The following is a 12,716-nucleotide window of genomic DNA, read 5'->3' as shown; positions in this document are numbered from 1 at the left end:
CTTAACCCTCTGGCAAAAGGCGTTTGACCGAGGCGTGGGGCAGCAATGTATACATGCGCCCCGCGTCCTTGATCCGGCCTGCGGTGCGACCCGCTTCTGCGCCAGAGCCATAATAAACATCCGCCCGTTGCGCGCCTTTAATCGCAGAACCAACGTCTTGGGCCACCATCAGGCGTTGGATCGGATCGCGGCCTTTCTTGTCGATCCAGACAGGCGCGCCAAGGGGGGTATAATCGTCATCCACCGCAATGGTGCGCCCTGTACTTACCGAAACCCCCATGGCCCCAGGCGGGCCTGCGTCGGGGTCCAGCCCTGCCAGTTCGCGAAAGAACACAAATGACGGATTGTGCTGCAATATCCGCCGCCCGTCGTTGGGGTTTTTACGCACCCATGCCTTTATCCGCCCTGCTGATGCCCGATGGGCCGATAAAATCCCAAGGCGTACCATTTCTTTACCGATAGAACGATAAGGCTGGCCATTCTTGCCATCAAATCCCACCCGCATGGATCCGCCTTCGTTCAGCTTGATACGACCCGAGCCCTGAACATGCAGGAAAAAATTCTCCACCGGATCGGCCAGCCACGCCAGTTCCAACCCGCGTCCCGCCAAAGCGCCCGATTCAATTTCCGCGCGGGTTTTCCAAGGCGTGCCCAGCTTCATTTCGCGGGGACGTTTGTACAAAGGGTGCTGAAACTTGCCCGCGCGAAACCGCGAGCCGATGATTTCGGGTTCATAATAGCCTGTAAACAGGGTCGGGCTGCCGTCTTCGATCAGGACGGGTTGAAAAAACAGCTCGAAAAAGGCGCGGGCGTCATTTTTTGTTTCAGCGGCGGTTCGCGCAAATGCGCAAAGCTGGGTCCAATCCTGCACACGCGTTTGTGAATTTTCGCGAATCTTGTCGCAGGATTGCACAAACACCGCCAAAGCGGCGGCGTGGTCGTCCGTTTCCCAGCCTGGTAAATCTGCGAAGGAAACGGCCTTAACGGTCATCGTATCTGCCTGTGCTGTCTGTGTCAGCGCACCGATTGCAAGAACGGCAGCCCGTAAAAATTCTGCCGTCCGTTTTATCGTTACTCTCCGGTTGCAACCAATTGCCAGTTCGGATCGTCACTTCCCATAATTCGCCCGAAAGTCCAAACCTCTTTTTGACGTTTGATCACCTTTGGATCGCCTTCAATCACCTCGCCGCTGGAATCTTTCACGCAAGACGTGATTTCACCGACGAATTTCATGGTGATTTCGGCTTCGTTATTGGCGGGATCAAACATTGCATCCATCAGCTTCATATCGCGCACACCGATGAAATTAGCATGCACTTTCAAACCTTTAGCCTGGCGTTCGGTCACGACCTCGGCAAAACTTTCGTAGACATCCGCAGACAGGAAGCCCTTTAGCGTTTCCAGATCGTCGCCTTCAAAGGCCATCAGGATCATTTCATAGGCTTGGCGGGCACCAGATTGGAATTCGGACACGGAAAAATCCGGTTCAATCCGTTTCATCGCAGCAAAGGCCTGACCGGCGCGACCATCGGGATCAACGTGATCGGCAATATCGGGATCTGGCCCGCCTTCGATCACTTCAAAGTCGCGGGCAGGTTTTGTGGTTGGACCCGTCCGCTCTGCCGGAGGCTCGTATCCGTCACGTGTTCCAAGAACATTACGCAATCGCAACACGAGGAAAACGGCGATTGCCGCAAGAACAAGCAACTGAATTAGGGCGGAGTTCATGGAACCTCTTTCATATTTTTACATAGACGGTGGAATTCACCGCATGCCACACTTATTTAGGGCACAGTGGGGTTCAAGTCCACCGAATGCGAAAAGAGAGAATGTGAGGCCAGATGCCGCTTTTAATCCTGTTTATTGCCATCCCGATTATCGAAATCGGCCTGTTTATCAAGGTCGGCGGCTGGCTGGGGTTGTGGCCGACGCTTTTAATTGTGGTTTTGACCGCGTTGATCGGCACCTATCTTTTGCGTTTGCAGGGGATGGCTGCCTTGGCGCGGCTGCAAAATAACCTGCAAACGGGGCAAAGCCCGATGGACCCGATTGTGAATGGTGCGCTGATTCTGGTGGCGGGCATGTTGCTGCTGACGCCGGGGTTCTTCACCGACAGCATGGGGCTGTTGCTGCTGATTCCGCCTGTGCGCGCGATTGTGATCAAATGGGGTGCAGCGCGGTTTGTGAACAGCAGCACCGTAGTCTTTACCAATGCCACCAACACACGTCCCCGCGATACAGATGCGGTTGAGGGTGATTTTGTGGTTTTGGACGAAGACGAGCCTGAAACACGGGGAAACTCTGGTTGGACAAAGCCCGATTAGGCGCGTATTGCCGTTGTCGTCAGGCGGTAGAATTGCTACCACCACCCGGATTTATGAATAGGGAGTTAAGGCATGGCCGAAGAAACCAACGGCGCGGCACAAGAAGCAAAGCCCGTCGCAATGAAGATTGTAAACCAGTACATTCGCGATCTTTCTTTTGAAAACATCGCAGCACAGAAAAATCTGGGCGGGGATCTGAAACCTGAAGTGAATGTTCAGGTCAATCTGGATGCCGCCAAGAAAAGCGAAAACGGCTATGAGGTCGCGCTGAAACTGAACGTCAGTGCAAAATCAGGCGAACAGGCCGTGTTTATGCTGGAAATCGACTATGCGGGTCTGTTTCACATCGAAAACATCCCCGAAGACCAGATTCATCCGTTCCTGATGATCGAATGCCCGCGCATGATGTTCCCCTTTGTGCGTCGCATCGCACGGGACGTGACAGCAGACGGTGGTTTCCCGCCGCTGAACATCGACAACATTGATTTCATGCAGCTTTATCGCGCTGAACTGACCCGTCGTCAGCAAGCGGCCGCGGCTGAAGCGCCGACTAATTAAGCCATTTCGCATCAGGACCAAGGGTCTTGATAAACGCATCATGGTTGTCTTTTTCCGCCTCGGTTATCCGGGGCGGAAGCGTTTTGGGCCTTGGCGGAACCGTCCAGCCGCTGCCTGTATTGGTCTGCTCAGAATCTGTTCCGCCAACCACACCCAGTGCAAAATCGGGCTGACGCCCGCCGATCAGTTCCAGATAGACTTCGGCCAGAATTTCACTGTCCAGCAAAGCGCCGTGCAATTCCCGTTCTGTGGTGAACCCAAACCGGCGACACAGCGCATCAAGCGAGTTTTGCGCACCCGGAAATTTACGCCGCGCAATATCCAACGTGTCAATCGCTTGGGAGTAGGGCAGTTTTGGCATATCCAGCCAGCCCAGTTCTGCGTTCAGGAACTTCATATCAAAAGCAGCGTTGTGGATTACCAGTTTGGCATCCCCGACAAAATCCAGAAACTGCTGGGCAATTTTGGCAAACACAGGTTTGTCGCGCAGAAAATCAATGGACAGCCCGTGCACATCAAACGCCTCTTGGGGCATATCGCGCTGGGGGTTGATATACTGGTGATAGGTCTTGCCCGTAGGCAGATGGTTCCACAGCTCCACACCGCCAATTTCAACGATCCGGTCGCCCGTGTTAGGGTCGAGTCCGGTGGTTTCCGTATCCATCACGATTTCACGCATGAAAGCTGTCCTTAATCTGGTCTATTATAGTCTGGACTTGCACACGCGCCGCGTCCAGCGTTGTCGTTTCGACAATATAATCCGCCCGTTTGCGTTTTTCGGCGTCGGGCATTTGTTTGGCAAGGATGATATCCAGCGTTTTTTCATCCATCGTGCCCCGTTCCAACACGCGGCGGCGTTGTTCGGCGGCATCAACGCTGACCACCAGAACCGCATCACAATAACGCTCCGACCGGCTTTCCAGCAACAAAGGGTGGTCGATAATCACAATGTCATCGCCGTTCTGTGCGGCCTGATCCACAAAATCCGCACGGCTTTGGGCAATCAACGGCTGCACGATCTGTTCCAGCTTTTGCAAAATGCTTTGATCCGCCGCGATTGCCGCCTTTAGCGTGTCGCGGTTTACGGTGTTGTTTTCCACCGCCGCTGGGATCATCGCTGCAATCTGGCGCACGGCGGGGGTGTCACCGGAATAAAGCTGGTGCACGGTCGCATCCGCATCCCAGACAGGAATGCCCTGATCCGCAAACAATTTCGCCGTGGTGGATTTTCCCATTCCGATTGATCCGGTCAGGCCAAGGATAAAGGGGCGTTTTGTCATGCCAGTACCACCTGTCGCAGGGCGTCATCGACAGTAGGGCAGCTGCCAAACCACGATTGAAACCCTGGTGCCGCCTGATGCAGCAACATGCCCAGACCGTCCACTGTAGGCAGACCCTTGTCGATGGCTTGTTGCAGCAGCGGCGTGATCATCGGGGCATAGACCAGATCAGTCACCAACGTACCAGCAGCACACGTCAGGGTGATGTTCAACGGCGGTTGCCCGTCCATCCCAAGCGAGGTTGTGTTGACGATTGTAGACACTTGTTTGGTGGCCTCTGATATATCAGACCAGTCTATCACACTGATCTTATTGCCAAATTCATTCGAGAGCTGTTCAGCACGGGCCTTTGTGCGATTGGCCAGCAGGATCTGCGGCACCCCCGCATCCAGCAAAGACCATAGCACCGCACGGCTGGCCCCGCCAGCGCCCAGAACCAATGCAGCGCCTGCGTTCGGCTGCCAATCAGGTGCCTTTTGGCGCAGGTTATTGATAAAGCCGATACCGTCCGTGTTATCCGCCAGAAACCCGCCTTCTGGTAGGAATGTCAGCGTGTTGGCTGCGCCAATCATCTGCGCGCGCTCTGTTACTTCTGTCGCCAGCTCCAGCGCCTGCTCTTTGTGGGGAATCGTTACATTCGCCCCGACAAACCCCAGCTTCGGCAATTGGACCATCGCATCCGCGAAATCATCCGCAGGAATGCCGAGCGGCACATAATGACCCGCAATCCCCAATTGCGACAGCCAATAGCCGTGAATACGCGGAGATTTGCTGTGGGCAATCGGCCAGCCGATCACGGCGGCCAAGGGAATGCGGGGGTTTTTCATGATGCGATGGCTCCTCTGGTGCGCAGAAAGGCAAGAACATCCAGCAGGGGCAAGCCCAGAATGGTGAAATAATCGCCCTGAACGCGGGAAAACAAGGTCACGCCTGTATTTTCCAACTGATAGCATCCAACGCTCGACAGAATAGACTCACCGGATTTGGCCAGATAATCATCCAGAAACCCGTCCGAAAAATCCCGCATGGTCAGTTGTGCACGCCCGATATGCCGCCAGACCGGCTTGGCGTTTTCATAGACAACCACCGCAGACAGCAGCTGGTGGCCTTGGCCTTTGAGCCCGTTCAAATGATCCCGCGCTTCGGCCATGGAATTTGGCTTACTATAGACTATGCCATTGCAGGTCAGAACCTGATCCGCTGCAATCACCAAAGCCGACGGGTTTTTATCCGCAATCCGCCGGGCCTTATATTCCGCCAATGTGTCGGCAATATCACCGGGCTTCGCGCCTTCGGCCAATAAAGACTGAAGAATCGTTTGTTCATCCACGCGGGGGATCTGAACGGTGAAATCCACCCCCGCATCCCGCAACATCTGCGCGCGAATCTGTGAACCCGAGGCAAGGATAATCTGTGTCATAAGAAATTTACCGAAGTGACTGTCATATTTCTGTGCCTATCGCAGAATATAACCTTGAACCAGAGCCTGTGGGCGAATCGGGTTAAACTATCCTCAGTTTGTAAAAGTTACCCACAGTTATCCCCATCAGATCACAGCCGGTGGATATTCCACGGATTTATCCCCAAAGATACACGAGTTGTGAACAGGGGTAAAAGAACAACATGAACGCGTCTAATTTGTGAATAGAACCAAGCGGGCGTTTTTCGTGCACAGTTTTATCCACAGGCAGGTTTTGCGTTTAACCCCTATAAAACAGCGATTTCAGACGGCTACCCACATGCTGTTACCGCTTTTAGCCAGAGTTTTAAATGTGTCGGAAATAAGACGCAAATATGTTCATAAGAAAATAATCCACAGATTTTGCCGCTCCCTACTACTCAATCAACTTCTTTTAATCTTTTATATTTATTGAGTGTGTATTGAACCCGTGTGTAAAACCAGTTTGCCAAGAAAATCCTAAAAACCGGTTAAGGAAAGAATATGTCCGATCTGCTCGCCACGCTTTACCCATGGGTCAAAACATTGCATATTCTGTCTGTAATCAGCTGGATGGCGGGCCTGCTGTATTTACCTCGGTTGTTTGTAAATCACGTGGAACACGGGCCGGTTGGGTCTGAAACCAGTGAGGTCTTCAAAGGCATGGAAGTGCGGCTTTTGCGGATGATTATGAACCCCGCGATGATTGCGACTTGGGTTTTCGGGCTGATGCTGGCCTTTACACCCGGAATTGTGGATTGGAGTTCGTTTTATCCTTGGGTCAAAGCCGCTATGGTTTTGGGAATGACACAGTATCATCACTGGCTGGGAAAACGGCGCAAGGATTTTGCCGCTGATGCAAACACCCGCAGTGCCAGATCGTATCGGTTAATGAATGAACTGCCCACGGTGCTAATGATTATAATTGTAACGATGATCGTGGTTCGCCCCTTCTAAGCGAAATTGACAGGGTAGGGGTTTTACCATAGAAGGCAAAAAAACAGCCTGGTTTCCCCAACCACTGATAGGCTGCAACCCCATAGACTGAAAAAATAGACGCGTGCCGGATCGGCTTGCGTAAAAGGATATTTCCGATGGAAGAAGAAGAAAAACTTTCGCTGGCAGAATTGAAAGCCATGAGCCCGGCCAATCTGCTGAAACAAGCGGAAGAGTTGGAAATCGAAAACGCATCCACCATGCGTAAGGGCGACATGATGTTCGCCATTCTTAAAGAAATGGCCGAAGACGGCGCCGAGATTTCAGGCGATGGTGTTCTGGAACTGATGCAAGACGGCTTTGGCTTTCTACGCTCGCCAGAATCCAACTACCTGCCTGGTCCGGAAGACATCTATGTCAGCCCCGACCAGATCCGCAAACACTCGCTGCGCACAGGCGATACCGTTGAAGGCGTGATCAAAGCGCCAGATGAATCCGAACGCTATTTCGCGCTGACCAAAGTGAGCACGATCAACTTTAGCGATCCAGAAAACGCGAAACATAAGGTTCACTTTGACAACCTGACGCCGCTTTATCCTGATGAGCGGCTGAATTTGGAAATGTCGGACCCGACGATGAAAGACAAAACCTCACGGGTGATTGATCTGGTTGCGCCGATCGGTAAGGGTCAACGGTCCTTGATCGTAGCCCCGCCGCGTACTGGTAAGACTATGATTTTGCAGAATATAGCTGCAAGTATCGAAAAAAATCACCCGGAATGTTATCTGATCGTTCTGCTGATCGACGAACGTCCGGAAGAGGTGACCGACATGCAACGTTCTGTTAAGGGTGAGGTTGTATCCTCTACCTTTGACGAACCCGCAACACGCCACGTTGCCGTGTCTGAAATGGTGATTGAAAAGGCAAAGCGTCTGGTCGAGCACAAACGCGACGTTGTGATCCTGCTGGACAGCATCACACGCCTTGGACGGGCCTTTAACACGGTTGTACCCTCCTCTGGTAAGGTTCTGACCGGTGGTGTGGATGCCAACGCCCTGCAGCGCCCCAAGCGCTTCTTCGGGGCTGCCCGTAACATCGAAGAGGGTGGTTCTTTGACCATCATCGCAACGGCGCTGATCGACACAGGTTCGCGCATGGATGAGGTGATCTTTGAAGAGTTTAAAGGCACCGGTAATAGTGAGCTGGTTCTGGATCGCAAAATCTCTGACAAGCGGGTTTATCCGGCCATCGACATTCAAAAATCCGGCACGCGGAAAGAGGAATTGTTGGTGGAAAAAGCCGACCTTACAAAAACCTTCGTTCTGCGCCGCATTCTGAATCCGATGGGGACCACAGATGCGATCGAGTTCCTGCTTGGTAAAATGCGCCAAACCAAATCGAACGCGGAATTCTTTGATTCTATGAACACCTAAGGTCGTTGACCTTCATTTAGGCGTTTCTGTTTAGAAATCCCGTCCTTGACCAGCATCTTTCTGGTTGAAGGCGGGATTTTTTGATACAGTTGGCTAAATCAGATCAATTAGCCTTTTCAATCAATAGGTTACTTATGTCAGACACAATATTTGCGCTCGCCACTGCGCGGGGAAAAGCAGGCGTTTCTGTTTTCCGCATTTCTGGCGATACAGCTTTTGACGTCGCACGAATACTCTGCCGGGATTTACCCCCTAGTCGCGGTTTGCGTCTGTTACGTAACAGCGAAGGCGTGGTACTGGATCAGGCCTTTGTCGTAACTTTTGATCACGGTGCCAGCTTTACTGGTGAATCCGTTGTTGAATTTCAATGCCACGGCAGCCCTGCCGTTGTTGAAGCAGTTCAAGAGGCATTGGCCGATGCTGGTGCGCGACTGGCAGACCCCGGCGAATTCACCCGCCGCGCCCTTGAAAATGAATGTCTGGATCTTAGTCAGGTTGAAGGCCTGAGCGATCTGATCGAGGCGGAAACAGAAGCCCAAAGACGCCAAGCCTTTGCACTGATGGATGGGGGGTTAACCCAAAAGGTAGAAGGTTGGCGCGCCGACCTGATTCGTGCGGCAGCATTGGTAGAGGCTACAATCGACTTCGCTGACGAAGATATTCCCGTTGATGTCACCCCTGAAGTATCGGAGTTGATCGCCGGGGTTTTCGCTGATCTGGAAAAAGAAATCGCCGGCAGTTTCGTCGCCGAACGGGTACGTGATGGATTCGAGGTCGCTATTGTCGGCCCACCGAACATAGGCAAATCCACTTTGCTCAACGCACTGGCTGGGCGACAAGCAGCGATCACATCAGAAATCGCAGGAACAACCCGCGATGTGATCGAAGTGCGGATGAACCTGGACGGAATTCCCGTGACAATTCTGGATACTGCGGGGCTTCGCGAAACCAGTGACACAATTGAAGCGATGGGCGTTGACCTCGCAAGGCGGCGGGCAGATATGGCTGATATTCGTATTTTCCTGACAGAGGACGGGGAAACAGACGGCTTTGGAATTGACGTGAAAGCCGAAGATCTGGTGCTCCGCGGAAAGTCCGATACGGCGCAAGTTGGGGGTGTATCCGGAAAAACCGGAGCAGGGATGGATATGATGATTCAGCATGTCACCACTGTTCTGGATGCCCGTGTAGCCATCACACAATCGGCAGTGCGACAACGCCACCGTATTGCGATGCAGGCGGCGACAGGCTATATGGATGCAGCGGAACAGCTGATCCAGATCGGCGGTGAAAGCGAATTAATCGCCATGGAATTACACGCAGCATTACACGCGATGAATTCCATTATTGGCCGCGTTGGTGTAGAAGACCTATTAGATGAAATTTTCGCCAGTTTCTGTTTAGGGAAATAGGCGCTAGCAGCAGGAATGTTTCACGTGAAACATAACGACTTCGACGTTGTAGTTATTGGAGGCGGCCATGCAGGAGCAGAGGCAGCCCAGGCTGCGTGGCGCATGGGTGCGCGCACCGCACTGGTAACGCACAGCTTTGATAAGATTGGCGAAATGTCTTGTAATCCGGCCATTGGCGGACTTGGAAAAGGTCATCTGGTTCGCGAAATAGACGCGCTTGACGGAGTGATGGGACGGGTTGCAGATCAGGCCGGAATTCAATTCCGTTTGCTTAATCGCCGTAAAGGCCCCGCCGTTCAAGGGCCCCGAGCCCAAGCCGACCGCGCGCTCTATCGTCAAGCAATGCAACGTGAATTTGTAGATCGGAATGGGTTAAGCGTAATCGAATCGGAAGTGACCGATTTTTTAATGGCTGGAAATACGGTCTCGGGTGTTGTTTTAGCCGATGGCGCACATGTTTCTGCCGCCGCTGTTATTCTGACAACTGGAACTTTCCTGCGTGGGGTCATCCACATTGGCGATGTATCCAAACCAGGCGGGCGAATGGGGGATAAACCTTCTATCGCGCTGGCTGATCGCATGGACAGCTTTAGTCTTCCGATGGGTCGCCTGAAAACTGGTACACCTCCACGGTTGGACGGCCGCACAATCAATTGGGAAGGGCTAGAATCCCAACCCGCTGACGATGTGCCAAGCCTGTTTTCCTTTTTGTCTGATCGTGCTGTGGCGCGCCAAGTTTCTTGCGGTATTACACATACCAATACCCGCACGCATGAGATTATTGAGAAAAACCTTTCAAGATCAGCAATGTATGGTGGTCATATTGATGGGGTAGGGCCGCGCTATTGCCCCTCTATCGAAGATAAAATTGTCCGGTTCGGGGAAAAAGACAGCCACCAGATTTTTCTGGAGCCAGAAGGCCTGAACGATCCGACAATCTATCCGAACGGGATTTCGACCTCTCTGCCTGTGGATGTCCAGGAAGCCTATGTGACGTCAATCGCCGGGCTTGAGAATGTGAAAATTCTTCAACCCGGGTATGCAATTGAATATGATTACGTGGATCCCCGTGCGCTCGACAGCAGCTTGCAGTTGCGTGATGTTCCGGGGCTGTATCTTGCAGGACAGATTAACGGAACAACAGGGTATGAGGAAGCCGCTGCTCAGGGGCTCGTTGCAGGCTTGAATGCGGCTCGTGCATCGAACGGGGGTGATGCAATTCTGTTTAGCCGATCTGACAGCTATATCGGCGTTATGATTGATGACCTCACAACGCGCGGAGTAACCGAACCGTATCGGATGTTCACGTCACGGGCTGAATATCGCCTGTCTTTGCGGGCGGATAATGCTGATCAGCGCCTGACAGAAAAGGGGCGAGAGTTTGGCTGTGTCGGAACCGAGCGTTCTGTGGCATTTGATAAGAAAATGAACGCGTTGTCTGCTGCACGTAATGGATTGGCGGCCCGCACGGCTACACCGAATGAGGTCGCAAAAGCCGGTGTTAAAATTAACCAAGATGGTGTGCGCCGGAATGGTTTAGAGCTGCTTTCCTACAAAGACGTCACGCTATCAACGCTTTCCACCCTTTGGTCGGATTTACCCTCGTTTGAACCCGCAATTGCCCAACAAGTTGAAAATGACGCGATGTACGCAAACTATATTCAGCGACAGGCTTCGGATGTTACAGCGGTTCGGAAAGATGAAAATTTGAAAATTCCCGTAGAGTTCAGTTTTGAGGGAATCTCGGGACTTTCAAAGGAGTTGCAGAATAAGTTGAATGCAACGCGCCCGGAAACTTTGGGGCAGGCGGGGCGTATCGACGGAATGACTCCGGCGGCACTAACACTGTTGTTAGGGCGGATTAAGCAGTTTAAATCCGTAATATCAGCATGATTGCCTCAGATATCACCCTGGCTGGGGTATGCAAACAATTTGATGTTTCACGTGAAACAACCGAGAAATTGGCGATTTACGAAGCTTTGCTGAAAAAGTGGAATCCAGCCATTAATTTGGTAAGTAAATCAACTTTGAAGAGCGCGCCTGTTCGACATTTCGCAGATAGCCTACAATTGTGGAAATACCGGACTGAGTTCAAAAGCTGGATTGACCTTGGATCAGGTGCTGGATTTCCTGGTATGGTTTTAGCGATAATTGCGTCAGCTGAATACCCTGATGCGAAGTTCCATTTTGTTGAAAGTGATGCGCGTAAGTCTGCTTTCCTTAGGAATGTTTCACGTGAAACACAGGCAAATACGGTAGTTCACACCAAACGCATCGAAGACGCCGCTGATTTGCAAGCGGATATAATTTCCGCACGCGCATTGGCATCGACGACGGAGCTTTTGTCATTTTCCGCCCCCTTACTGAAAAAAGGAGGAATATGCCTTTATTTGAAAGGCCAAAATTGCCAAAGTGAACTTGCAGAGGCGAGTCGGTTTTGGAAATTCGAAGCGGAGCAATTCGCCAGCGAAACCGATGGAAACGGAACAGTTTTACGGGTCAGGGATATCGAGCGTGTCGGATAACAGTGGTTTAAAGCCAGCAAAAATTCTCTCCATCGCCAACCAAAAAGGCGGCGTAGGCAAAACGACCACCGCGATCAATCTAGGCACAGCACTGGCTGCCGTTGGAAAACGTGTGCTTTTGATGGATCTTGATCCGCAGGGGAATGCCTCCACCGGTTTGGGTATTGATCCGTCGAAGCGTAGCATGACGATGTATGACGTTTTGGTGGATCAGACCCCGATTAACGAAGCAATCATCCGAACGAACGTTCCAAATCTGTTTTTGATGCCGTCCTCTGTTGATCTAAGTTCGGCTGATGTTGAACTGGTGGATGATCAACGTCGTGTATTGCGCTTGCGTGGTGCGTTGGAAGAGTTAAGTACCTTCGAGGATGAATTTGATTACGTTCTAATAGATTGCCCCCCTTCGCTAAACCTGTTGACGTTGAATGCTCTGGCTGCCAGCCAATCGGTTATTGTTCCGTTGCAAGCTGAGTTTTTTGCTTTGGAAGGGCTTTCGCAGTTGATGCTGACCATTCGTGAGGTCCGTCAAAGCCTGAACGCTATCCTGAAAATTGAAGGCATTGTTCTTACCATGTTCGACGGGCGTAATAATTTGTCATTGCAAGTTGAACAGGACGTTCGGGAAAATCTGGGGGATTTGGTTTACAAAACCGTGGTCCCCCGCAATGTGCGGCTTTCTGAGGCGCCGTCTTTCGGTATGCCGGCAATTCTATACGATCACAAAAGCAGAGGCAGCATTGCCTATCAGAAGCTTGCAGCAGAATTTCTGCGGCGGGAAAACCGACGTGTTGCTGAAGCGACTTAAAG

The 12,716-nt window shown here is 52.0% G+C and carries 14 protein-coding genes; 8 read left to right on the top strand and 6 right to left on the bottom strand.

Going from position 1 to position 12,716, the window contains the following annotated elements; all coding sequences use genetic code 11:
* Position 1: 1 nt before the first annotated feature.
* On the bottom strand, positions 2-991 hold the full coding sequence (locus GGE09_RS01500) for an MltA domain-containing protein (protein ID WP_309743150.1): 990 nt from the start codon (positions 989-991) through the stop codon (positions 2-4).
* Between the two features lie 80 nt (positions 992-1,071).
* The gene (locus GGE09_RS01495) at positions 1,072-1,728 is read right to left on the bottom strand and encodes a Tim44/TimA family putative adaptor protein (protein WP_309743148.1); all 657 of its coding nucleotides are present in this window, start codon (positions 1,726-1,728) and stop codon (positions 1,072-1,074) included.
* Positions 1,729-1,841: 113 nt separating this feature from the next.
* Between GGE09_RS01495 and GGE09_RS01490 the strand changes: the two genes are divergently transcribed.
* Together GGE09_RS01490 and secB are read left to right on the top strand one after the other, a co-directional pair.
* Positions 1,842-2,324 carry an FxsA family protein gene (locus GGE09_RS01490; protein ID WP_309743146.1) on the top strand — a complete coding sequence of 161 codons (483 nt, stop codon included), beginning with the start codon at positions 1,842-1,844 and terminating at the stop codon, positions 2,322-2,324.
* 72 nt (positions 2,325-2,396) lie between these two features.
* The gene (secB, locus tag GGE09_RS01485; protein ID WP_309743144.1) at positions 2,397-2,882 is read left to right on the top strand and encodes a protein-export chaperone SecB; all 486 of its coding nucleotides are present in this window, start codon (positions 2,397-2,399) and stop codon (positions 2,880-2,882) included.
* Here the strand turns inward: secB and dnaQ are convergent.
* From dnaQ to GGE09_RS01465, 4 genes are read right to left on the bottom strand one after another with little or no spacing between them, the layout of a single operon-like run.
* Positions 2,875-3,561 carry a DNA polymerase III subunit epsilon gene (dnaQ, locus tag GGE09_RS01480; RefSeq protein ID WP_309743142.1) on the bottom strand — a complete coding sequence of 229 codons (687 nt, stop codon included), beginning with the start codon at positions 3,559-3,561 and terminating at the stop codon, positions 2,875-2,877. The two genes, secB and dnaQ, sit on opposite strands and share 8 nt — an antisense overlap.
* Positions 3,554-4,162 carry a dephospho-CoA kinase gene (gene coaE / locus GGE09_RS01475; RefSeq protein WP_309743140.1) on the bottom strand — a complete coding sequence of 203 codons (609 nt, stop codon included), beginning with the start codon at positions 4,160-4,162 and terminating at the stop codon, positions 3,554-3,556. The genes dnaQ and coaE overlap by 8 nt, the downstream gene beginning before the upstream one ends.
* Complete coding sequence (locus tag GGE09_RS01470) at positions 4,159-4,989, bottom strand: shikimate dehydrogenase (protein WP_309743138.1); 831 nt, start codon at positions 4,987-4,989, stop codon at positions 4,159-4,161. Before GGE09_RS01470 ends, coaE begins: the two co-directional genes overlap by 4 nt.
* Positions 4,986-5,582, bottom strand: a complete 597-nt coding sequence (locus GGE09_RS01465) for a Maf family protein (RefSeq protein ID WP_309743137.1) — start codon at positions 5,580-5,582, stop codon at positions 4,986-4,988. Before GGE09_RS01465 ends, GGE09_RS01470 begins: the two co-directional genes overlap by 4 nt.
* Before the next feature lie 522 nt (positions 5,583-6,104).
* On the opposite strand from GGE09_RS01465, the gene hemJ reads away from it, so the two are divergent.
* From hemJ to GGE09_RS01435, 6 genes are all read left to right on the top strand, one after another.
* Entirely contained in the window at positions 6,105-6,557 is a 453-nt protein-coding gene (gene hemJ, locus GGE09_RS01460; RefSeq protein WP_309743135.1) for a protoporphyrinogen oxidase HemJ, read from the top strand.
* Between the two features lie 137 nt (positions 6,558-6,694).
* A complete protein-coding gene (gene rho, locus GGE09_RS01455) occupies positions 6,695-7,969 on the top strand; it encodes a transcription termination factor Rho (protein WP_309743133.1) in 1,275 nt (424 codons plus the stop codon).
* Between the two features lie 134 nt (positions 7,970-8,103).
* Positions 8,104-9,381 carry a tRNA uridine-5-carboxymethylaminomethyl(34) synthesis GTPase MnmE gene (gene mnmE / locus GGE09_RS01450; protein ID WP_309743131.1) on the top strand — a complete coding sequence of 426 codons (1,278 nt, stop codon included), beginning with the start codon at positions 8,104-8,106 and terminating at the stop codon, positions 9,379-9,381.
* Between the two features lie 15 nt (positions 9,382-9,396).
* Positions 9,397-11,274 (top strand): tRNA uridine-5-carboxymethylaminomethyl(34) synthesis enzyme MnmG, encoded by a 1,878-nt coding sequence (gene mnmG / locus GGE09_RS01445; protein WP_309743129.1) that lies wholly within the window; start codon positions 9,397-9,399, stop codon positions 11,272-11,274.
* Positions 11,271-11,906: a 16S rRNA (guanine(527)-N(7))-methyltransferase RsmG gene (rsmG, locus tag GGE09_RS01440; RefSeq protein ID WP_309743127.1), complete on the top strand. Its 636-nt coding sequence runs from the start codon at positions 11,271-11,273 to the stop codon at positions 11,904-11,906. Before mnmG ends, rsmG begins: the two co-directional genes overlap by 4 nt.
* Positions 11,896-12,714, top strand: coding sequence for a ParA family protein (locus tag GGE09_RS01435; RefSeq protein WP_309743125.1), 819 nt, complete (start codon positions 11,896-11,898; stop codon positions 12,712-12,714). The genes rsmG and GGE09_RS01435 overlap by 11 nt, the downstream gene beginning before the upstream one ends.
* Positions 12,715-12,716: the final 2 nt, after the last annotated feature.

It is taken from the genome of Roseobacter sp. N2S, from assembly GCF_031454055.1.
Taxonomy (GTDB): Bacteria; Pseudomonadota; Alphaproteobacteria; order Rhodobacterales; family Rhodobacteraceae; genus Amylibacter.
Note: the sequence above shows the minus strand (reverse complement) of the source record. Positions and strands in the feature narration are given on the sequence as shown.